This window comes from Enterobacter cloacae complex sp. HYC042_NIDB, assembly GCF_056673315.1.
The window spans coordinates 4124551-4145432 of record NZ_CP109650.1; the positions used below are offsets into that span (position 1 = coordinate 4124551).

The 20882-nt window shown below is 57.7% G+C and carries 20 protein-coding genes and 1 tRNA gene; 9 read left to right on the plus strand and 12 right to left on the minus strand.

The features are described from left to right. Nucleotides 1-163 precede the first annotated feature (163 nt). Genes OKF39_RS19710 through trmB form a run of 3 tightly spaced genes read right to left on the minus strand, consistent with a single transcriptional unit; the run spans nt 164 to nt 1983 of the window. Nucleotides 164-880 carry a YggN family protein gene (locus OKF39_RS19710; protein WP_041908321.1) on the minus strand — a complete coding sequence of 239 codons (717 nt, stop codon included), beginning with the start codon at nt 878-880 and terminating at the stop codon, nt 164-166. Between the two features lie 57 nt (nt 881-937). After that, a complete protein-coding gene (locus OKF39_RS19715) occupies nt 938-1264 on the minus strand; it encodes a YggL family protein (protein WP_028014375.1) in 327 nt (108 codons plus the stop codon). Continuing rightward, entirely contained in the window at nt 1264-1983 is a 720-nt protein-coding gene (trmB, locus tag OKF39_RS19720) for a tRNA (guanosine(46)-N7)-methyltransferase TrmB (protein ID WP_028014376.1), read from the minus strand. The genes OKF39_RS19715 and trmB overlap by 1 nt, the downstream gene beginning before the upstream one ends. A gap of 144 nt (nt 1984-2127) precedes the next feature. Here trmB and mutY point away from each other — a divergent pair, with 144 nt between their 5' ends. The 5 genes from mutY to OKF39_RS19745 all read left to right on the plus strand — a co-directional run bounded on the left by mutY (nt 2128) and on the right by OKF39_RS19745 (nt 7425). Next, nucleotides 2128-3180 (plus strand): A/G-specific adenine glycosylase, encoded by a 1053-nt coding sequence (mutY, locus tag OKF39_RS19725; protein WP_169804859.1) that lies wholly within the window; start codon nt 2128-2130, stop codon nt 3178-3180. A gap of 26 nt (nt 3181-3206) precedes the next feature. After that, entirely contained in the window at nt 3207-3479 is a 273-nt protein-coding gene (locus tag OKF39_RS19730) for an oxidative damage protection protein (protein ID WP_003862425.1), read from the plus strand. A 56-nt stretch (nt 3480-3535) separates the two neighbouring features. Next, nucleotides 3536-4612 (plus strand): membrane-bound lytic murein transglycosylase MltC, encoded by a 1077-nt coding sequence (mltC, locus tag OKF39_RS19735; protein ID WP_045260773.1) that lies wholly within the window; start codon nt 3536-3538, stop codon nt 4610-4612. Nucleotides 4613-4831: 219 nt separating this feature from the next. Continuing rightward, nucleotides 4832-5923 carry an IS4 family transposase gene (locus OKF39_RS19740; protein ID WP_249426083.1) on the plus strand — a complete coding sequence of 364 codons (1092 nt, stop codon included), beginning with the start codon at nt 4832-4834 and terminating at the stop codon, nt 5921-5923. 245 nt (nt 5924-6168) lie between these two features. Then, nucleotides 6169-7425, plus strand: coding sequence for a nucleoside permease (locus OKF39_RS19745; protein ID WP_041908317.1), 1257 nt, complete (start codon nt 6169-6171; stop codon nt 7423-7425). A 79-nt stretch (nt 7426-7504) separates the two neighbouring features. On the opposite strand, the gene citG is transcribed toward OKF39_RS19745, so the two are convergent. The 8 genes from citG to OKF39_RS19785 are packed head-to-tail and all read right to left on the minus strand — an operon-like array spanning nt 7505 to nt 14813. Further along, nucleotides 7505-8308: a triphosphoribosyl-dephospho-CoA synthase CitG gene (citG, locus tag OKF39_RS19750; RefSeq protein WP_047367418.1), complete on the minus strand. Its 804-nt coding sequence runs from the start codon at nt 8306-8308 to the stop codon at nt 7505-7507. Continuing rightward, on the minus strand, nt 8286-8825 hold the full coding sequence (gene citX, locus OKF39_RS19755) for a citrate lyase holo-[acyl-carrier protein] synthase (protein ID WP_041908315.1): 540 nt from the start codon (nt 8823-8825) through the stop codon (nt 8286-8288). The genes citG and citX overlap by 23 nt, the downstream gene beginning before the upstream one ends. Further along, a complete protein-coding gene (gene citF / locus OKF39_RS19760; RefSeq protein WP_479983278.1) occupies nt 8822-10345 on the minus strand; it encodes a citrate lyase subunit alpha in 1524 nt (507 codons plus the stop codon). The genes citX and citF overlap by 4 nt, the downstream gene beginning before the upstream one ends. Before the next feature lie 10 nt (nt 10346-10355). Then, nucleotides 10356-11231 (minus strand): citrate (pro-3S)-lyase subunit beta, encoded by an 876-nt coding sequence (gene citE / locus OKF39_RS19765; protein WP_028014383.1) that lies wholly within the window; start codon nt 11229-11231, stop codon nt 10356-10358. Further along, nucleotides 11228-11521, minus strand: a complete 294-nt coding sequence (gene citD, locus OKF39_RS19770; RefSeq protein ID WP_063155149.1) for a citrate lyase acyl carrier protein — start codon at nt 11519-11521, stop codon at nt 11228-11230. The genes citE and citD overlap by 4 nt, the downstream gene beginning before the upstream one ends. 16 nt (nt 11522-11537) lie before the next feature. Continuing rightward, a complete protein-coding gene (gene citC / locus OKF39_RS19775) occupies nt 11538-12560 on the minus strand; it encodes a [citrate (pro-3S)-lyase] ligase (RefSeq protein ID WP_479983279.1) in 1023 nt (340 codons plus the stop codon). A 10-nt stretch (nt 12561-12570) separates the two neighbouring features. Continuing rightward, on the minus strand, nt 12571-13434 hold the full coding sequence (locus OKF39_RS19780; protein WP_045630636.1) for a fumarylacetoacetate hydrolase family protein: 864 nt from the start codon (nt 13432-13434) through the stop codon (nt 12571-12573). 17 nt (nt 13435-13451) lie between these two features. Continuing rightward, a complete protein-coding gene (locus OKF39_RS19785) occupies nt 13452-14813 on the minus strand; it encodes a 2-hydroxycarboxylate transporter family protein (RefSeq protein ID WP_038416715.1) in 1362 nt (453 codons plus the stop codon). A 345-nt stretch (nt 14814-15158) separates the two neighbouring features. Between OKF39_RS19785 and OKF39_RS19790 the strand changes: the two genes are divergently transcribed. Both OKF39_RS19790 and OKF39_RS19795 read left to right on the plus strand, forming a co-directional pair. Next, nucleotides 15159-16784, plus strand: a complete 1626-nt coding sequence (locus OKF39_RS19790) for an ATP-binding protein (RefSeq protein WP_041908310.1) — start codon at nt 15159-15161, stop codon at nt 16782-16784. Next, nucleotides 16774-17466 (plus strand): response regulator, encoded by a 693-nt coding sequence (locus OKF39_RS19795; RefSeq protein WP_047367414.1) that lies wholly within the window; start codon nt 16774-16776, stop codon nt 17464-17466. Before OKF39_RS19790 ends, OKF39_RS19795 begins: the two co-directional genes overlap by 11 nt. Before the next feature lie 44 nt (nt 17467-17510). Here the strand turns inward: OKF39_RS19795 and OKF39_RS19800 are convergent, their stop codons facing one another. Further along, entirely contained in the window at nt 17511-19649 is a 2139-nt protein-coding gene (locus OKF39_RS19800) for an ornithine decarboxylase (protein WP_193031868.1), read from the minus strand. 181 nt (nt 19650-19830) lie between these two features. On the opposite strand from OKF39_RS19800, the gene OKF39_RS19805 reads away from it, so the two are divergent. After that, nucleotides 19831-20544 carry a DUF554 domain-containing protein gene (locus OKF39_RS19805; RefSeq protein WP_028014391.1) on the plus strand — a complete coding sequence of 238 codons (714 nt, stop codon included), beginning with the start codon at nt 19831-19833 and terminating at the stop codon, nt 20542-20544. 95 nt (nt 20545-20639) lie between these two features. Beyond that, nucleotides 20640-20715: transfer RNA gene (locus OKF39_RS19810), tRNA-Phe, on the plus strand. The last annotated feature ends 167 nt before the right edge of the window (nt 20716-20882 follow it).

A 20882-nucleotide genomic window follows, 5' to 3' on the forward strand; every position in this document is an offset into this window, starting at 1 on the left:
GAAAGGCTGGCAGAGTATGGGGATGGAAATTATTCGTTTTCTGGAACAACGAACTCTGGGATACGAAGAGGTGGTGTAAGAGAGGATCTTTGAGACGCTGCAAATGCTGCAACTCTCACTCCTGCCCTCTCCCTGAAAGGGAGAGGGCTAGGGTGAGGGGAACTTACTTCAGCGTCCCCACCAGCGCCTTCCGGCTATCTTCCAGCGACACCACGCGTTTACACACGTCTTTGCCGAACTGCTGGAAATCATCTTCCTGGTTCTTCCACTCGTTCTGAATGGAAGTCTGCAAGCCGCCAAGGCTGCCCAGCACACCCTGCAGCGGGTTACCGCCGCCTTTCAGCACGGCTTTGGCGCCCATCTCGTTGATGCTGTCCTGCAGGATGCCGCCCATCGCCTGGTTCACCAGCTGCTGGCCGTCAGCACGGACCTGATCGATCGCCTTATAGTGGAACGTCAGGCCATCAGAGCGCGTCTCGATAATGCGGTTCATCTGCTCTTTGAGCTGCTTGTCGAGCTTCGTAAGGCGGGAGCGCATATTACTGCTCTCCCCCACCTCTTTAGTGATGATTTTGTCCAGCGCGACGCGGCTCTTTTCGACGCGCGTCAGGGCGCCTTCATTAATCCATGGCAGCGCGGTACGCAAATCGGCCTGATAATCTTTCGCCTGCTCACGCTGTGCGGCAGTCAGGTTGTACTGTTTGCCGTTAAAGGTGACGTTTCCTTCCGGCGTAATCACCAGATTGCCGTTCTCGCCTTTGACCTGCACGGTTTGCGGGCTTAACACCACGTCATCACGCGGGGTGACGCTACATTGATAATCCGCATGGGCGGTGAATCCGGTTGCCATCAAAGCAACAGCCAGCAACGTTTTGCGCATCTTAAACACTCCCTCAGACAAAATGGGCCAGCTAATGCTGGCCCGCTTACTGCTTTATTAGTCCCACCAAACGTCGAAAAGTTCGCTCACGCGGACATCTTCCAGCTTGTGCTCTTCAAGCCATTTGCGAACCAGGGCCTGATGTTCTTCGGTGCATTTGCCAACTTCCTGGGTGCAGATCAGACCTTCCCATGCCAGGTAGCCGCTACCGTCGAAGGCCAGCTTGTTTGGCTCGATTACCTCGTTGATGAACGCATCAACGTCCTGGTCGATCTGCTCAACGCTGGTGCCTTCCGGGAAACGCCAGGCAACGGAGAAGCCCACTTCCTGGAATTCTTCGATGTGCATCTTTTTACGCAGACGACGGCTACGATTCTTTGCCATTATTTCACCCTCTCGAACATTAAGTCCCATACGCCGTGACCAAGACGATGGCCACGCTGTTCAAATTTTGTCACCGGACGCGATTCCGGACGCGGTACGTAGTCGTTGCTCTCGGACTGATTTTTGTACCCGTCCAGCGACGACATCACTTCCAGCATGTGTTCCGCATAAGGTTCCCAGTCGGTCGCCATGTGGAAAACGCCGCCCAGCTTGAGCTTGCTTTTCACCAGCTCGGCAAACGGTGCCTGAACGATACGGCGTTTATTATGACGCGCTTTGTGCCATGGGTCAGGGAAAAAGAGCTGAACCATGTTCAAAGAATTGTCAGGAATCATTTTGTGCAGCACTTCCACCGCGTCGTGACACATCACGCGCAGGTTCTCAACGCCCTCTTCGTGGGCCGTTGCCAGGCACGCGCCGACGCCCGGCGAGTGTACTTCAATGCCGAGGAAGTTCTGCTCCGGGCGCGCTTTCGCCATAGTGACCAGCGAGGTGCCCATACCAAACCCGATCTCCAGCGTGACGGGCGCGTCGCGGCCAAACAGCTCGGTAAAGTCGAGCGGCTGCTCGCTGAACTCAACGCCCATCACCGGCCAGTAGTTGTCCAGCGCGTGTTGCTGCCCTTTTGTCAGGCGGCCCTGACGGCGGACAAAGCTGCGAATACGGCGCAGCGGGCGACCGTTTTCATCAAATTCCGGTGAAATGACGTCGTTTTTCATAAAAGAGTTGTCTGCTTGTGAGAATGTTCGGGAAACGGGCATTATCCAAAGTTAAGGCTTCTATGCAAGCATGGGAAAGATCCGGTTTACAGCAGATGGACGCTGTGCTGCAATCTGCGTCCCTGATTATGCGAATCGATGACCATGCAAGCCTCTCAATTTTCAGCCCAGGTGCTGGACTGGTACGACAAATACGGGCGTAAAACCCTGCCCTGGCAAATTGAAAAAACGCCCTACAAAGTATGGCTCTCCGAGGTGATGTTGCAACAAACGCAGGTCGCCACCGTGATCCCTTACTTCGAGCGTTTTATGGCACGCTTCCCGACGGTCACCGACCTGGCAAACGCGCCGTTGGACGAAGTGCTGCACCTGTGGACCGGGCTGGGCTATTACGCCCGCGCGCGCAACCTGCACAAGGCCGCGCAGCAGGTCGCCACCCGCCATAACGGTAAATTCCCGGAAACCTTCGACGAGGTGGCCGATTTACCCGGCGTCGGACGTTCAACCGCAGGCGCGATCCTCTCCCTTTCATTAGGCAAGCATTTCCCGATCCTCGACGGCAACGTGAAGCGCGTGCTCGCACGCTGCTACGCCGTTGACGGCTGGCCGGGTAAGAAAGACGTTGAAAAACGCCTGTGGGAGATCGCTGAAGCGGTCACCCCGGCGAAGGGCGTAGAGCGTTTTAACCAGGCGATGATGGATCTTGGCGCGATGGTCTGCACGCGCTCAAAACCAAAGTGCGAACTCTGCCCGGTGAACAACCTCTGCGTGGCGTATGCCAACCAGTCATGGGCGCAGTATCCGGGTAAGAAACCTAAACAGACGCTGCCGGAGCGCACCGGCTATATGCTGCTGATGCAGCACGGTGACGAGGTCTTCCTCGCCCAGCGTCCGCCGAGCGGTCTGTGGGGTGGTCTATACTGCTTCCCACAGTTTGAAGATGAAGACTTGCTGCGTGAATGGCTTAAACAGCGCGGCATTGCGGCAGATACCCTGACGCAGCTGACCGCGTTTCGCCACACCTTCAGCCATTTCCATCTGGATATAGTACCGATGTGGCTTCCCGTGTCCTCATTCACCTCCTGCATGGATGAAGGCACCGCTCTCTGGTATAACTTAGCGCAACCGCCATCAGTCGGGCTGGCGGCTCCCGTGGAGCGCCTGTTACAGCAATTACGTGCCGGTGCAATGGTTTAGCATCGGCAACACAAAGAGGAATACGTATGGCCAGAACCATTTTTTGTACTTTCCTGCAGCGCGACGCTGAAGGCCAGGATTTCCAGCTCTACCCGGGCGACCTGGGCAAGCGCATCTATAACGAGATCTCCAAAGAAGCCTGGGGACAGTGGCAGAAAAAACAGACCATGCTGATCAACGAGAAAAAGCTCAGCATGATGAACCCGGAGCACCGCAAGCTGCTGGAGCAGGAGATGGTGAACTTCCTGTTCGAGGGCAAAGACGTCCACATCGAAGGCTATACGCCGCCGGAAAAATAACAGCGTGCGGGTGAAACCCCGCCGTTAAAGCAAACACAACACGCACTCCCGGAATGATGAAAAAACTTTTAGCGCTAGCCCTTGTTGCGCCGTTGCTGGTCTCGTGCTCGTCCAAAAAAGGCGATGATTACAATGAAGCCTGGGTCAAGGACACCAACGGTTTTGACATTTTGATGGGGCAGTTTGCCCATAACATCGAGAACATATGGGGATTTAACGAAGTTCTTATTGCCGGACCGAAGGACTACGTTAAGTACACCGACGCCTATCTGACCCGTAGCCACATCAACTTTGATGAGGGTACGATCACCATTGAGACCATCGCAGGCACCGACCCTGCGGCACGGCTGCGTCAGGCGATCGTCAAAACCCTGCTGATGGGTGACGATCCGGGATCTATCGATCTTTACTCCGATGCGGACGACATCACCATTTCGAAAGAGCCGTTCCTGTACGGTCAGGTTGTCGACCAGACCGGACAGCCGATCCGCTGGGAAGGTCGCGCCACGAAATTTGCCGACTACCTGCTGCAGACGCGCCTGAAGAGCCGCTCTAACGGCCTGAAGATTATCTACAGCGTTACCATTAACCTTGTCCCGAACCACCTCGACAAGCGTGCGCATAAGTATCTGGGCATGGTGCGTCAGGCGTCGCGTAAGTATGGCGTGGACGAGTCGCTGATCCTGGCGATTATGCAGACCGAATCCTCGTTCAACCCGTACGCGGTCAGCCGTTCCGACGCGCTGGGGCTGATGCAGGTTGTCCAGCACAGCGCCGGTAAAGACGTCTTCCGCTCGCAGGGGAAATCCGGCACGCCGAGCCGCAGCTACCTGTTCGATCCGCAAAGCAACATTGATACCGGCACGGCCTATCTGGCAATGCTGAACAATGTCTATCTCGGCGGAATTGATAACCCGACGTCGCGTCGCTATGCGGTGATCACCGCCTATAACGGCGGTGCGGGCAGCGTGCTGCGCGTCTTCTCGAATGACAAAGTGCAGGCTGCGAACATCATCAACAGCATGGCGCCGGGGGATGTTTACTCCACCCTCACCACCCGCCACCCGTCTGCGGAATCCCGCCGGTACCTGTATAAGGTGAATACGGCGCAGAAAAATTATCGTCGTCGATAATCAACACACCTTCTCCAGCAAGGAGAAGGTGTTCTGCTTCCCCTCTCCCTGTGGGCTGAGGGTTCCCCAGAAAAATGAAAAGCACGATGAAGTGTGATCTACTGGTTGCGCTAACAAATCAGAAGAGACCTCATCGTGCCTTTACAGACAGTCTGCCAGAAATTTTTCTCCGCGTCTTTATCTGACATTCACAGCTTCCGGGTTAATGTCCTTGTTTCCATGGCCGTCGCGCTCACCCACGGCGCATCCCTGACCCTGACCAGCCTGGGGCGAACCCTTCCCGGCAGGGCGCACGTCAAAAATAAAATTAAACGTGTTGACCGTGCCCTGGGTAATGCCGCCCTTCACCGTGATATTCCCCGCATTCAGCACCTGCTCACACATACCATCACCTCCCTGATGCCCTTCTGCGTTATCGCTGTCGACTGGACCGGCTGGCATGACAGGAACTGGCATCTTCTGCGGGCAAGCCTGGTCTGTAATGGTCGTTCACTTCCGCTTATGAGTGAGGTTGTCCCCGCAGAGCTGGCGCAGAACAGTGATGTCCAGTGCCGCTTCCTTGACCGCCTGCATGCTGCCATCCCGAAAGATAAAGCCATTACCATCCTTACGGATGCCGGCTTTCGGACAGACTGGTTCCGGCATGTAAGTCAGCTGGGCTGGAGCTTCACTGGCAGAGTCAGGGGCTGTATCAGCTTCCGGCTGGACGGAGATAAAAAGTGGATGAAAATCAGCGAGCTTGAGGCTACCGGGCAACCGGTCTGCGTGGGTTACGGTGTCCTGTCCCGTAAACACCGTATCCCCTGTTACGGCCGGTTTTATCTGCACAAACGCCCGGAGGCAGGGCGTCGCGGAAAGGGAGGCATGCCAAAAACACAGCGGGAACACCGCAGCAGTGCGCGGGAGCCCTGGCTGCTGTTCAGTAATGCAGAAGGGCTGGAACCGCACCAGATAATGGCCCTGTACAGCCGACGAATGCAGATAGAACAAAACTTCCGGGACGACAAAAGCCCACGCTTCGGGTTCGGTCTGAGGCTGAGCCGGAGCCAGGGAAAAGGGCGACTGGAAGTGCTGAATATGGTCGCGGCGATGGCAAGTCTGGTGATGTGGCTGGCAGGTTACAGGGCAGAAAGGCAGTGTTTACACTGGCATTATCAGGCAAGCAGTATCAGGCACAGGCGGGTGCTGTCTTACCTGAGTCTGGCAGAAGAAGTGCTCCGGCATGAACCTGGAAAAGTGAGGCGGCTGAATATAGGTAACGAGATGAAAAAGCTGGGAAAAGAGTACAGTAATATGGTCATGGAGGCATGACCATATTACTGGGGATCCCTCAGCCCTGTGGGAGAGGGTCAGGGTGAGGGCATCAGGCCGCACCTATCCTCCACCCATACGAAAATGTTATTTGCATCACAATCCAAACTGCAAATTAATGTGGATTGCATTTTTTTGCGGGAGGTAACAAAACATATCGTTGCCAACTGATAGAATTGCATCAAATAACAACCCTGAATGTTCCTATAACAACATATCTCCCGCTCACTTGTGAGGAAAGTAACATGAACCTTAAGCTGCAGCTTAAAATCTTGTCGTTTCTGCAGTTCTGCCTGTGGGGTAGCTGGCTGACTACACTCGGCTCCTATATGTTTGTGACGCTCAAGTTTGATGGTGCGTCAATCGGTGCCGTCTACAGCTCGCTGGGTATTGCGGCTGTTTTCATGCCAACGCTGCTCGGTATCGTGGCGGATAAATGGTTAAGTGCGAAATGGCTGTATATGCTTTGCCATCTGGTGGGTGCGGGGACGCTGTTTATGGCGGCCGAAGTGACCACGCCGGGGGCGATGTTTATGGTGATCCTGCTTAACTCGCTGGCGTATATGCCAACGCTTGGGCTGATCAACTCCATCTCCTACTACCGCCTGAAATCTGCCGGCCTGGATATCGTCACTGACTTCCCGCCAATCCGTATCTGGGGCACCATCGGCTTTATCATGGCGATGTGGGGCGTGAGCTTCGCGGGCTTCGAGCTGAGCCACATGCAGCTGTATATTGGCGCTGCGCTCTCCGTACTGCTGGCGCTGTTCACCCTGACGCTGCCAACCATTCCGGTATCTAACCAGCAGAAAAACCAGAGCTGGAGCACCATGCTTGGCCTGGATGCCTTCGCGCTGTTCAAAAACAAGCGCATGGCGATCTTCTTTATCTTCTCCATGCTGCTGGGCGCGGAGCTGCAAATCACCAACATGTTCGGCAACACCTTCCTGCACAGCTTCGATAACGATCCGCTGTTTGCCGGGAGCTTTATCGTTGAGCACGCGTCGGTGATGATGTCCATCTCGCAGATCTCCGAGACGCTGTTCATCCTGACCATCCCGTTCTTCCTGAGCCGCTACGGCATCAAAAACGTCATGCTGATCAGTATCGCCGCGTGGATGCTGCGCTTCGGCCTGTTCGCCTACGGCGACCCGAGCGCGTTCGGCACCGTGCTGCTGGTGCTGTCGATGATTGTTTACGGCTGCGCCTTCGACTTCTTCAACATTTCCGGTTCGGTGTTTGTGGAAAAAGAGGTGAAGCCTGAAATCCGCGCCAGCGCGCAGGGCATGTTCCTGATGATGACTAACGGCTTCGGCTGTATTCTGGGCGGCGTGGTGAGCGGTAAAGTGGTTGAGATGTACACCACCAACGGTATCACCGACTGGCAGCCCGTGTGGCTGATCTTCGCGGCGTATTCGCTGGTGCTGTTCTTCGCGTTCCTCGCGCTGTTCAAGTACAAGCACGTTCGCACAGCGCACGGTACACAGCCGATTGCGCATTAATTGTTGTGCCCGGTGGCGCTTCGCTTACCGGGCCTACAAAACCAGACCGTAGGCCGGGTAAGGCGTAGCCGCCACCCGGCTATTTTATTGCAGAGAGCACCCACCCCACCGACAGCAAATCCGCGCTGCCGCCCGGACTCAGGTTTCGTTCAATCAGTGCCTTATCCATCTTAAGCAACGCCTCGCGATCCCAGCCGTTAGCCAGCAGTTTCCGCGCATAGCCCTGAACGTAGCGCAGCCCCTGAATGCCGCCGCGCGACACGAGATTACTGTCCTGATTGACCGCCATCAGGCGCAACAGCAGGCCGTGAAGCGACTGTCCGTTCCACTGCCCCAGCGCCTTACGCACCGTCGCAAAGCCGCTCTCCGCCTCGCCTCGCGCCCCGGTTAAGCCGTACTGCTGAAACTGCCGCTCGCCCGCCGTCGCCTGCCCGCTGCGCGCTGCCAGCTCCCGCGACACCAGCCCGCTGCAGATGTTACTCACCTCACAACAGAGGCTGTCCGCAGAGATATTTTTCACACGCCCGGCAGCGAAGCACAGCAGGCCGAGAGCAAAAATCCCGCCCTTATGCGTGTTCACGCCGTTCGTCGCGGCATACATCGCCTGCTCGCAGGCCATCCCCATCGGGCGGATAATCCGCAGCTGTGCGTCAGCGGGTTTATCCGCATGCGCGCTGCCCAGCTCGGCAAAGCGCGAAAACCACGGCGTAATTGCCGCGATGCTACGGACAAACAGCGCGTGGTCCATATCGCGATGGGAACCGTTGTTGAGCTTGTCCACCAGCCCCGGCTTGGGCGTCAGCTCCAGCTCCTGCCACAGCGCCGCTTCGGCAAGCGCGGGCACGTCAACCGAGCGCGGTTTAGTCGCGAGCAAACCAGTCATCGATCGTCTTCTCCACGCGGGAAACTACCTGCTCAACGGGATGGCGCCGCGAACGGGAGCAGGCATGCGCGGGCTCGTCGCAGATCAGGCAGCGCCTGAGGTTTGCCCCCAGCGACTGGCGCCCGACGTGGCCGTGCTGAGGGCAGATCACGTCCAGATCCCACAGCCTGCCGAGCGGGTGCGTCTGCTCCAGTTCCGCGCAGTGCGCTTTGATTTCAGCCGCCGCATGGGCGACGCACCACAAGGCTTCCGGTCCGGTGGGCAGCCACAGCACCTGGCGGTCCAGCACCTGCCAGCGGTTCTCCCACAGCAGCTGGTCGCACATCTGGAGCGCCACGCCCATGGTGTTGCGATAGCGCAGGCTGTCCTTGATTTCCCCTGGCGTGACCAGCGTGAGGGAGATCACCGGCTGTTTATAGTGCTCAAGCATGTCAGCCTGACGGGCTGCGCGACGCTCTTTCGCCGCCAGCAGTTCCTCCAGGCTGACACCCGCCCGCACGGGTGTCGCTAAAATCATACTGACTCCTTCACCTGTCGTACGGTGTCGATCACGCTGCCGTCGCGGTAGCGGATCACACCGACGATTTTGTCTGTAAATTCAATCGGTTTCGGTACGCCGGTCAGGGAAATCGCCCGCTCATAGAGCGCGCTAATGTCCACTACCTTCAGCCCGGCCTCCAGCAGCCGCTCGCGGATCTCCGGGCGCGCCGGGTTGACTGCGATGCCGTGGTCGGTGACCAGCACGTCGATGCTCTCCCCCGGCGTGAGGCGCGTGGTGACGCGCTTGACCACCGTCGGAATGCGGCTGCGCAGCAGCGGCGCGACGACGATGGTCAGGTTGGCTGCCGCCGCCACGTCGCAGTGCCCGCCGGACGCGCCGCGCATCACGCCGTCGGAGCCGGTGATGACGTTGACGTTGAAATCAACGTCAATTTCCAGGGCGCTGAGGATCACCACGTCGAGCTGATCGCAGCTTGCCGCCTTGCTGCCGGGGTTGGCGTAGACGTTGGTGGAGATCTCTACGTGGTTCGGGTTGCGCGCCAGCGAAGCCGCCGCCTGGCCGTCAAAGCACTGGGTGTCGAGCAGCTTTTCGATAAGCCCCTTCTCGTGCAGATCCACCAGGCTGCCGGTGATGCCGCCGAGCGCAAAGCGCGCCTTCACGCCGCTGCGCTCCATCTTCTCTTCCATAAAGCGGGTGCAGGCGGTGGCCGCCGCGCCGGAGCCGGTCTGCATCGAGAAGCCCGGTTTGAAATAGCCGGAATGCTCGATCACGTCCGCCGCATAGCGGGCGATCATCAGCTCGCGCGGGTTGCTGGTGACTCGCGCCGCGCCGACGCTGATTTTCGCCGGGTCGCCCACGCTCTCGACCTGTACGATGTAGTCCACCTGGTCCTGTACCAGGCTGGCGGGCATATTCGGGAACGGCACCAGCTCTTCGGTCAGCAGCACCACCTTGCGAGCAAAATGCGCGTCCACCATCGCGTAGCCGAGCGAGCCGCAGCACGATTTACCGTGCGTGCCGTTAGCGTTGCCAAACGCATCGCTGCACGGCACGCCGAGAAACGCCACGTCGATATTCAGCTCGCCGTCCTGGAGCAGCTTCACGCGCCCGCCGTGAGAGTGAATCTGTACCGGCTCGTCCATCAGCCCGTGGGAGATGGCGTCCGCCAGCCTGCCGCGCATGCCCGAGGTGTAAATCCGGGTGATGACGCCGCTTTCAATATGCTCGATCAGAGCGTCGTTGCAGGTCATCAGCGAGCTTGAGGCCAGAGTCAAATTTTTAAATCCCATCTGCGCCAGCAGCGCCACAACGGTGTTGATCACCCGGTCGCCTTCGCGAAAGGCATGGTGGAAGGAGATGGTCATCCCGTCCTGCAGGCCGCTGCGCGCTACGGCTTCTTCAAGGGAGGCACAGAGCTTGCGGTTGTGCTTCGCGTCACTGTCCGCCAGCCACGGCGTGGCGCTGTGGGCGGTATCAAAGGGTTTCAGGTCCCGCAGATGGGGGAAGTTTACGTGGAGAAGTTCAGTCTGATTCATTGTCTTATCCTTACCGACGCACGCCGGAAGCCGCCGCGCGCTCCAGCACCACCTGCGCGTGGTTAATAATTGGTGCATCCACCATTTTGCCGTTGAGCGACACCACGCCCAGGCCGTTACGCTCGCCCTCTTCTGCCGCTTCAATCACCCTTTTGGCGTGATCCACCTCTTCCTGCGTCGGTGCATAAGCGTTGTGCAGCAGGTCAATCTGGCGCGGGTTAATCAGCGATTTGCCGTTAAAGCCCATCTTGCGGATCAGATCGACCTCGCGGAGGAACCCGGCCTCGTCGTTAACGTCTGACCACACCACGTCGAAGGCGTCGATACCCGCCGCGCGGGCGGCGTGCAGCACGGCGCAGCGGGCGTAGAACAGCTCGGTGCCGTCGCCGCGCTCGGTCTGCATGTCCATCACGTAGTCAAAGGCGGCCAGCGCGATGCCGATGAGGCGCGGGGAGCTGCGGGCAATCGCCACGGCATTGATGACGCCAATGGCCGACTCAATCGCCGCCATCACGCGGGTGGAGCCGACCTCGCGGCCGCACTCGCGTTCAATGCGCTCAAGGTGGCCCTCCAGCTCGTAGACGTCGTCCGGGGTGTCGGTTTTTGGCAGGCGGATCACGTCCACACCCGCGCGCACGGCGGCTTCCAGATCCAGCAGGCCAAACGGCGTGCTGAGCGGGTTAATGCGCACCACGGTTTCGATATCCTGATACATAGGGTGCTGTAGCGCGTGGAAAACCAGCATGCGCGCGGTGTCCTTCTCACGCAGGGCGACGGCGTCCTCAAGGTCAAACATGATGGAGTCGGGGCGGTAGATAAACGCGGTGGAAAGCATGGCGGCGTTGGCGCCCGGCAGGAACAGCATACTGCGGCGGAGTTTGCTCATTTCAGCGCCTCCCAGTTGATGGCCCGTTCATCGGCGGCACGCATCAGCGCGCTTTGCAGGCGGGCGCGAATAACACAGTCCAGCGCCCCTTTGTCTTCAATAATGATGAGCCCCTGGCGCACGTTCATGGCGCGCAGCGTGTCGTTGACCACCTGGCGAATTTGCTCGCCAAACTGCTTAATCACTTCACTGTGGATGACAATCTCCAGCTCGCCGTGAGCGGGGGCGATTTTCACCATCAGGTCGCTGGACTCCTGCGTTCCGGCCAGCGCCTCCCTTACAATATTCATGATAAATTCCTGATAGTTATGCGACTTCCGCACTCGCACGATAGTGTGTTTCGAGATGCGCGAAGGTGGAGTCCGGGACGATCTCCCGGATCCGGGAAAACTGCTGTGTCTTGAGTAAACGGCGCACTTCGGACGCCGAAATAGCGTTGCCGGTGGCCTTGATGCGCGGCATTTCCACCACCTCGATATGCGAGGCCAGCAGGCCATGCAGCGTCTGGTTGTACTGGCGGGTGATGTCGCAAAACGGCTCCGAGCCGATGAAGCGGTGCGTGATGCCGAGCGCCGGGGCGATGAAGTCCCGGAAGATCAGCACGTCGATCTCGCTCCACGCCTGCTGCACTTTGCCGGTCTCCTTCAGGAAGTAGGCCGGGAAGGTGGCGCGGGAGATGATGTACTGCGAGCCTTCATGCACCACCACGTTTGGCAGATGGGCTACGCCCGCGCGCACCATCTCGAGACGCGCGCTGAACGGGAAGAACGACGCGTCTTCACGCACCACGAACAGATGCAGGGCGTCACACTGCCCTGCCGCCTGCTCCACCAGATGGCGGTGGCCGAGGGTGAACGGATTGGCGTTCATCACTATCGCGCCAGTTTTCTCCCCGCCCTTTCGCATCCGGCTTAAGGTACGGCAGTAGCGCGCGATCCCCTGCGGGGTGTTCTCCATCAGCACCGCGTTGTTCCCGCTCTGGGCAATTGGCCAGAAGCCGCTGCGGGCAAAGCGCTCCCGGTTGCACGGACGGGTGCAGAGGAAGAGGTGAAAATGGCCGCGCTCCAGCGCCGCATTTTCCACCTCTGCCAGCAGCCGCGCGCTGAGGTTTTCCCCACGAAGCTGCTCGTTGACCGCCACGCATTTGATGACGTTGCCTGCAAGTCCTGCGCAACCCACCAGCTGCGCGCCGGACCAGGCTTCGACAAACAGCGTGATGTCGTTGTCCAGGCCAAGGCCGCTGTCTGCCAGCAGGTAGCGGATCTGGCTTAAGCGTTCCGGGTGTTTCGCCACCAGCGTCTGGCGAAAATCGATGGGTTGACTGTTCATGCCGCCTTTCTCAGTGTGCCGCCGCAAGCCCGACGGCTGGCGCTTCAACAATCACGTTGCTCAGATGACCGATATGCTCGATCTCCACTTCAATGCGATCCCCCTCTTTCATAAACAGCGGCGGGTTACGCTTTTTACCCACGCCGCCCGGGGAGCCGGTGATGATCACGTCGCCCGGGCTTAAGCGGGTAAAGGTGCTGATGTACTCGATGAGCTCCGCGACCTTGTGGATCATGCTGCTGGTGTTGTCCTCCTGCACCATGCGGCCGTTAAGCCAGGTGCGGATCGCCAGGCTGTGCGGGTCCGGGATCTCATCCGCCGTCGCCATCCAGGGGCCAAACGCCCCGGTCTGACGCCAGTTTTTACCGGCGGTGAACCAGGTGTGCTGCCAGTCGCGGGCGGAGCCGTCCATGTAGCAGCTGTAGCCGGCCACGTGGCGCAGGGCGTCATCGCGGCTGATGTTCTCCCCACCCTTACCGATGATCACCGCCAGCTCGCCTTCGTAGTCGAATTCGCTGGAGTGGCGCGGCTTCAGTACCGGCTCGTTGTGGCCGGTCTGTGAGTCCGGGAAGCGAACAAACAGCGTCGGGGCCGGGTTGTGCTGGTCAAACTCCTTGCGCTTGTCGGCGTAGTTCATGCCCACGCAGAGGATTTTTTCCGGCTGCACGATCACAGGTAAGAAGGTGATGGCGCTCAGCGGTACATCCACCGCGTCGTTCAGGTAACGGGTGGCCAACGCCAGCCCGTTGCCCTGCAGCAGCGCTTTAAGGTCGCCGTAGCGGTCGCCGAGACGGCGGCCTAAATCAATCACGCCCTCGGCCTGAACGATGCCGTAGCTGCGTTTTCCCTGGTATAAAAAGCTTGCGAGTTTCATTGTTTTTTCCTGAATACTTAGACGAGGAAGTTGCCCAGAATCAGCAGTGAGACAGAGACGTTAATCGCCCCGCCGATACGGGTAGCAATCTGGGCGAACGGCATCAGGCTCATGCGGTTGCCTGCGGTCAGTATCGCCACGTCGCCGGTACCGCCCTGTCCGCTCTGACAGCAGGAGACGATGGCGACATCAATCGGGTGCATACCGATCTTTTTACCGACGAAGAACCCGGTCGCCACCAGCGCGGAGACGGTGCTGATAATCACCAGCAGGTTGCTGACGGTGAACGCCGCGACCAGCTCGTGCCACGGGGTAATGGCCACGCCAACGGCGAACAGGATTGGGTAGGTCACGGAGGTCTGGAAGAATTTGTACACCACCTGCGAGCCCTCCAGCAGGCGCGGAGAAGCGCCGTTGCAGAGCTTCACCAGCACCGCCATAAACAGCATGCCAACGGGCGCAGGCAGGCCAATCAGCTTGTGGCCGAGCATGCCCAGCATGTACAGCAGCACCGCCAGCAGCGCGCCGGAGGCGATAGTCGTCACGTCCGCCTTGCCGGAGAACGCAGGCTGAGAGACGGTGGCATCGGCATTCGCGCGGTTAGGCATCAGCTGGCCTTCACCGGTCAGGTGCGGGTAGCGTTTACCGAGCTGGTTCAGGCAGCCGGAGATGATGATTGCCGTCAGGCCGCCGAGCATAACCATCGGCAGCACGCGGCCGAGCGCTACGCCCTGGTCCATATGCAGCAGGGTGGCATAGCCGATGGAAAGCGGAATCGCCCCTTCCCCGACGCCGCCCGCCATGATCGGCAGAATGATAAAGAAGAAGATCTGGAACGGCTCCAGGCCCAGCGCCAGCCCCACGCCCATGCCAACAATCATGCCGACGATTTCACCGCACAGCATCGGGAAGAAGATGCGCAGGAAGCCCTGAATCAGCACCGTGCGGTTCATGCTCATGATGCTGCCGACGATAATGCAGCAGATATAGAGGTAGAGAATGTTGGTGGATTTGTAGAATTTGGTCGTGGATTCCACCACCACGTCCGGCAGCAAACCGTAGTAGACCAGCGCGGAAGGGATAAAGGTGGCGCAAATCGCCGCCGCGCCAAGCTTGCCGACAATCGGCAGGCGTTTGCCGAACTCACCGCAGGCAAAGCCGAAGAAGGCCAGCGTCGCCACCATCACCACGATATCGCTCGGCAGTTTTCCGCCCAGGCAATCAATCGCGATCAGCGCACCCGCCAGAACGAACAGCGGCAGAGGAATAATCCCGATTTTCCAGGTATCCATAATATGCCACCACCGCTCCTTGAGGGATGGCCGCTGAATTTCAATCGGGTCGTGGGTAACAGAGAAAGAATCGTCAGTTGTGCTCATAATAAGCCCCTTAGTTATTTTGTGCGTTCAGCTTAGAGTCACAAAGGCCTACTTTATGTGAGGAATGGCATATTAAAAGCGAAGTTTTAATGGCAGCTATGGTTTTTATGGTTTCTTTTATTTAATGTGATTTATGCCTTATTTATTATCGTGGTTTTTATGGTTTCTTTTCTGAATTGAACGACCAAATAACATTTAACTTAGCAGCATGAAGATCTTAAGCCTTCTGGATAAATCATTTACAGCCCTTGCTGTGCAAGGGATCACAAGTTTCCCGCAAAGCGGACATCCGCATGAAAAAAGATGATATATTGACGATCTTTGCCGCTACTTTGCGTGATAGTTATGAAAGTGTCTTTCCAGATTAAGCTGTTTATTTCGCTCGTTGCCTTTTTCTCAGTGCTTTTTGTGCTGCTGGGCGGATATTATTATGCCGATGTCGGAAAACAGCTTTATCAGGAAATGAGTGCGCGCGCTAAAATACAGGCGGAAGAGATTGCGCTTATTCCGTCATTGCGTACTGAAGTTGAACAAAAAGATATCAACGCCATTCATGATTTCATGCAGAAAATGGCCGCGCACAGCGACGCCAGCTTTATTGTCATTGGCGATAATACGGGACGGCATCTTTTTCACTCCGTCTTTGCCGACAGGGTGGGCACGACGTTGGTCGGCGGCGACAATGAAGCCGTATTGCAGGGGAAAAGCACGACAACCATACGTAAAGGCGGGTTGGGCATTTCACTGCGCAGTAAAGCGCCCATTTTCAACGACGCCGGGCAGGTGGTCGGCATTGTTTCAGTTGGCTATCTCACCAGCTACCTGGACACCATTACCGTCAGTAAAGTGGTCAATATCCTGATTGCCGCCGTGCTGCTGCTGATCGCCCTCTTTGTCTTCTCCTGGTTCTTTACCCGTAGTATTAAGAAGCAGATCTTCTCCCTGGAGCCACGAGAGATCGGCCTGCTGGTGCGCCAGCAAAAGGCTATGATGGAGTCCATCTACGAAGGCGTGATCGCCATTGATAACGAACGGCGCATAGAGGTGATCAACCAGGCGGCGCGCAAGCTGCTGGGCCTGAGCCAGCCGGCCCGGGAACTGCGCGGGCAACTGATAAGCCAGGTGATCGATCCGGTCCCGTTCTTCGACACGCAGACGATGCTGGCGAAAGATACCCATGACGAGATTTGCCGCTTTAACGATCTCACGGTGATTGCCAGCCGGGTGCACATCATGCTTGAGGGGTCGCTGCAGGGCTGGGTGATCACCTTCCGCGATCGCAACGAGATCGACTCTCTCAGCAGCCAGCTCAGCCAGGTAAAACGCTACGTCGATAACCTGCGCATTATGCGTCATGAGCAGCTGAACCGGATGACCACCCTCTCCGGCCTGCTGCATATGGGCCGCTATGAAGAGGCCATTCGCTACATTCAGGCGCAGTCGGAGCATGCTCAGGAGCTGCTGGACTTTATCTCCTCCCGCTTTAGTTCCCCGACACTTTGCGGGCTGCTGCTGGGAAAAGCCGCCCGCGCGCGTGAGAAAGGCGTCGAGCTGAGTTTCGACCCGGCCTGTCGGCTGGACAAACCGTTCCTGCCGCTGGGAGAGCAAGAGCTGATTTCGATTATTGGCAACCTGCTGGATAACGCCATCGAAGCGACGCAGCGATCGCCGCTCCCGCATGCGCCGGTGGAAGTGCTGATAAAACTCAGCGAGCAGGAGCTGATTATTGAAGTGGCCGACCAGGGCGTTGGCATTACCCCCGCGATCCGTGACCGGATATTTGAACGCGGCATCACCACCAAAACGCGGGGCGATCACGGGATTGGCCTGTATCTGATTGAAAGCTACGTCACGCAGGCTGGCGGCACAATAGAAGTTGCCGATAACATGCCGCACGGGACCATTTTCTCACTGTTTATCCCGGCCTCGGGAACCGTCCGGCAACTGGAAGATACCGACTATGCAACATGAACTTATCGACGTACTGATTGTTGAAGACGAGAACGAACTGGCACAGCTGCACGCGGAGCTTATCGGTAAACATCCGCGCCTGAGGCTGGTGGGGATTGCCGCGTCGTTGGCCGACGCGCAGCGACAGCTGGAGAGTAAACAGCCGAAGCTGATGCTGCTGGATAACTACCTGCCGGACGGCAAAGGCATCACCCTTATCAGCAACCCGATGCTGGCCCGCGCCAACTGCTCGGTGATTTTCATCACCGCCGCCAGCGATATGGACACCTGTAGCCAGGCCATTCGAAACGGCGCGTTTGACTATATCCTTAAGCCGGTCTCCTGGAAGCGGCTCAGCCAGTCGCTGGAGCGTTTTGTGCAGTTTGCCGAGCAGCAGCGGGTCTGGAAGATTGTCGACCAGCAGAACGTGGATTCACTCTATCAGTTACAGGCGAAAAACTATCGTCTGGACAACGGCAGTAAGGGAATAGAGGAGAACACGCTGGCGCGGGTGCAAACGCTGTTTAACAGCAAGGCGGCGCACTGCTTTACGGTGGATGAGGTGGTGAGCGAGACGGGACTGAGTAAAACCACCACCCGACGCTATCTGGAACACTGCGTGGAGGTGGGTTTTCTGACGGTGGAGATGCTGTACGGGAAGATTGGGCATCCGAGAAGGATGTACCGCCGCGCAGAAGCCTGAGGAAGTATTATAGGCCCGGTAAGCTTGCGCCACCGGGCCTACGTTCAGACATTCAATACGTACCCATACAGCCGCTTAATCCCGTCCGCATCCTTCTCGCTGTAAACACCCTGCAACTCCGGCGAGAAGCCCGGCAGCATATTAATGCCCTCTTCCAGCGCCAGGAAATAACGCTGTACCGCCCCGCCCCAGACTTCTCCCGGCACCACACACAGCACGCCTGGTGGGTACGGCAGCGCACCTTCGGCGGCAATGCGCCCTTCAGCGTCACGAATACGCACCAGCTCCACGTTCCCGCGAATGTACTCCTGGTTGGCATCCTGCGGGTTCATCACTACGGCGGGCAGGCTCTCCCGGCGGAACATCGCCTTCTGTAGATCCTTCACGTTAAAGCTGACGTAGAGATCGTGCATCTCCTGGCACAGTTGACGGATCGTGTAGTCGCGGTAACGCACCGGGTATTTTTGGTAGATGGTCGGCAGCACGTCGGCGAGCGGCGTGTCGTCTTCAATATGCTGCTCAAACTGCCCCAGCATCGCCACCAGCTGCGCCAGCTTCTCGCTGCTTTCGGCAGGCGTCAGCAGGAACAGGATCGAGTTGAGGTCGCACTTCTCCGGCACGATGCCGTTTTCGCGCAGGTAGTGGGCGAGAATGGTCGCCGGAATGCCGAAATCGGTATAGTGACCTGTTTCTGCATCAATGCCCGGCGTGGTCAGCAGCAGCTTGCACGGGTCGACGAAATACTGCTCGCTCGCATAACCCTCAAACCCGTGCCATTTGGCCCCCGGCTCGAAGCTGAAGAAGCGACGCTCGCTCGCAATGACCTGAGTGGGGTGATCCTGCCATGGCCGCCCGGCCACCACCGGCGGGATAAACGGTTTAATCATATGGCAGTTGGCGATGATGGCCTTGCGCGCCTCAATACCCAGCTCAACGCACTCCGCCCACAGCCTGCGCCCGCTCTCGCCCTCGTGAATTTTGGCGTTCACGTCCAGCGCCGCAAACAGCGGATAAAACGGGCTGGTGGAGGCGTGCAGCATAAACGCGTTGTTCAGCCGCTTGTGCGGACAGAAGCGCGCCTGACCGCGGATGTGGTTATCCTTTTTATGGATCTGCGACGTTTGCGAGAACCCGGCCTGCTGCTTGTGCACCGACTGGGTCACGAAAATACCCGGATCGTTCTCGTTAAGCTCCAGCAAGAGCGGAGACGTTTCCGCCATCATCGGGATAAACTGCTCGTAGCCCACCCACGCGGAGTCAAAAAGGATGTAGTCACACAGATGGCCGATCTTGTCGATCACCTGGCGGGCGTTGTAGATCGTCCCGTCGTAGGTGCCAAGCTGAATGATCGCCAGGCGGAACGGGCGAGCCTCGTCGGCCTTTTCCGGCGCCGCTTCGCGGATCAGATCCCGCAGATACGCGTCATCAAAGCAGTGCTCGTCGATCCCGCCGATAAAGCCAAACGGATTGCGCGCCGCCTCAAGATACACCGGCGTGGCGCCCGCCTGGATCAGTGCGCCGTGGTGATTAGATTTATGGTTGTTGCGGTCGAACAGCACCAGGTCGCCGCGGGTCAGCAGCGCGTTGGTCACCACCTTGTTGGCCGCCGACGTGCCGTTCAGCACAAAGTAGGTTTTGTCCGCGTTGAATACTTTCGCCGCGAACTTTTGCGCGTGCTTGGCGGAGCCTTCGTGGATCAGCAGATCGCCCAGCTTAACGTCGGCGTTGCACATGTCGGCGCGAAACACGTTCTCACCGAAGAAATCATAGAACTGTCGCCCTGCCGGGTGTTTTTTGAAAAAAGCCCCGTGCTGGTGGCCCGGACAGGCGAAGGTGCTGTTGCCCATCTCTACATACTGGCTCAGGGTATCGAAAAAAGGCGGCAGCAATTCCTCTTCGTAACGGCAGGCGGCGCTCTCCAGTTCCAGAAACTCCTGAGCTTTACCCGAGATAATCGCCGTGACGCCATCAGGCACCTCTCCAGGCTCTTGCGAGAACATAAACACCGGTAGCTGAAAGCCCGTACGCTTCAGCAACGCGAGAATGCCGCTGTAGCTTTCAACAACGGTAATGACGACTGCCGCCACATCGGTGAAATCGGTGTTATCCAGCGTCACCTTTTCACGGTGCGTAGAAACTTTGGATACCAGCTCATGGCTGACGGCAATTTTCATGGTTTTCATAAGCGCAAATACCCTCACCGAGCGGTGAGACAGGGAGGAGAAAATTCGCGCAATCATGTCACCTTTTATTTTCACGCGCAAGAAGGAATCAGTATGCACGAAACCACCCAAAGCTAAGGCTCGCGCAGCCCTGACGTGCCATAATAATGCAATATCAATGAGTAAATAACAGGAGTTAACCGTGGTTATCGGGCCATTTATTAACGCCGGAGCCGTATTGCTGGGCGGCGTACTGGGCGCAGTGTTGAGTCAGCGGCTGCCGGAGCGTATCCGTTCATCCATGCCCTCTATATTCGGCCTGGCATCCTTAGGCATCGGCATCCTTTTAGTGATCAAATGCGCCAACCTGCCCGTCATGGTGCTGGCTACACTGCTCGGCGCACTGATTGGCGAATTTTGCTATCTGGAAAAAGGCATCAATAGCGCGGTGGGCAAAGCCAAAAACCTGATTGCCCGACCGGGCAAGGCGAAACACGGCACGCACGAGTCGTTTATTCAGAACTACGTCGCCATCATTATTCTGTTTTGCGCAAGCGGCACCGGGATTTTCGGCTCGATGCAGGAAGGAATGACGGGCGACCCAAGCATATTGATTGCAAAAGCGTTTCTCGATTTCTTCACCGCCACCATTTTCGCCACCACGCTCGGCGTTGCCGTTGCGGCGATTTGCGTGCCGATGCTGCTGATTCAACTCGCGCTTGCCACCTGCGCCACCTTGATTCTCCCGCTGACCACGCCAGCGATGATGGCGGACTTCACCGCCGTCGGCGGCCTGCTGCTGCTGGCGACGGGCCTACGTATTTGCGGGATCAAAATGTTTGCCGTGGTGAATATGCTGCCCGCATTACTGCTCGCCATGCCGCTCTCTGCGCTCTGGACGCACTTTTTCGCTTAAGATTGCGGCGAAATGGCGAGAGATTGCGCAGTCTGTAACGAAAACAACATTTTTCGTTGACGGCAACGGGCAGATCGGGTTTAATGCGCCCCGTTGCCCGGATAGCTCAGTCGGTAGAGCAGGGGATTGAAAATCCCCGTGTCCTTGGTTCGATTCCGAGTCCGGGCACCACTATTCAGAAAACCCGCCCTTGAGGCGGGTTTTTGCTTTTGGGCATTCCGTTATATAGCGGGTTGCTTTGTCTGCTGATGTCCTTAGGTCTTTGTCCTGACCCCACTTCAAACCGATATTTTTTAACCTGCCAAATTTAGCTTTAGTCAACTTTTGGATATTATGTG

Bases quoted from the DNA above. Each gene is read 5' to 3' on its own strand.
- OKF39_RS19800 (WP_193031868.1), bottom strand. From the start codon at position 19,649: ATGAAAACCATGAAAATTGCCGTCAGCCATGAGCTGGTATCCAAAGTT.
- OKF39_RS19710 (WP_041908321.1), bottom strand. From the start codon at position 880: ATGCGCAAAACGTTGCTGGCTGTTGCTTTGATGGCAACCGGATTCACC.
- citG (WP_047367418.1), bottom strand. From the start codon at position 8,308: ATGACTGGTTTGCTCGCGACTAAACCGCGCTCGGTTGACGTGCCCGCG.
- citC (WP_479983279.1), bottom strand. From the start codon at position 12,560: ATGAACAGTCAACCCATCGATTTTCGCCAGACGCTGGTGGCGAAACAC.
- OKF39_RS19785 (WP_038416715.1), bottom strand. From the start codon at position 14,813: ATGAGCACAACTGACGATTCTTTCTCTGTTACCCACGACCCGATTGAA.
- OKF39_RS19740 (WP_249426083.1), top strand. From the start codon at position 4,832: ATGGCCGTCGCGCTCACCCACGGCGCATCCCTGACCCTGACCAGCCTG.
- OKF39_RS19790 (WP_041908310.1), top strand. From the start codon at position 15,159: ATGAAAGTGTCTTTCCAGATTAAGCTGTTTATTTCGCTCGTTGCCTTT.
- trmB (WP_028014376.1), bottom strand. From the start codon at position 1,983: ATGAAAAACGACGTCATTTCACCGGAATTTGATGAAAACGGTCGCCCG.
- OKF39_RS19795 (WP_047367414.1), top strand. From the start codon at position 16,774: ATGCAACATGAACTTATCGACGTACTGATTGTTGAAGACGAGAACGAA.
- mutY (WP_169804859.1), top strand. From the start codon at position 2,128: ATGCAAGCCTCTCAATTTTCAGCCCAGGTGCTGGACTGGTACGACAAA.
- OKF39_RS19715 (WP_028014375.1), bottom strand. From the start codon at position 1,264: ATGGCAAAGAATCGTAGCCGTCGTCTGCGTAAAAAGATGCACATCGAA.
- OKF39_RS19730 (WP_003862425.1), top strand. From the start codon at position 3,207: ATGGCCAGAACCATTTTTTGTACTTTCCTGCAGCGCGACGCTGAAGGC.
- citX (WP_041908315.1), bottom strand. From the start codon at position 8,825: ATGATTTTAGCGACACCCGTGCGGGCGGGTGTCAGCCTGGAGGAACTG.
- OKF39_RS19745 (WP_041908317.1), top strand. From the start codon at position 6,169: ATGAACCTTAAGCTGCAGCTTAAAATCTTGTCGTTTCTGCAGTTCTGC.
- OKF39_RS19780 (WP_045630636.1), bottom strand. From the start codon at position 13,434: ATGAAACTCGCAAGCTTTTTATACCAGGGAAAACGCAGCTACGGCATC.
- citD (WP_063155149.1), bottom strand. From the start codon at position 11,521: ATGAATATTGTAAGGGAGGCGCTGGCCGGAACGCAGGAGTCCAGCGAC.
- mltC (WP_045260773.1), top strand. From the start codon at position 3,536: ATGAAAAAACTTTTAGCGCTAGCCCTTGTTGCGCCGTTGCTGGTCTCG.
- citF (WP_479983278.1), bottom strand. From the start codon at position 10,345: ATGAATCAGACTGAACTTCTCCACGTAAACTTCCCCCATCTGCGGGAC.
- citE (WP_028014383.1), bottom strand. From the start codon at position 11,231: ATGAGCAAACTCCGCCGCAGTATGCTGTTCCTGCCGGGCGCCAACGCC.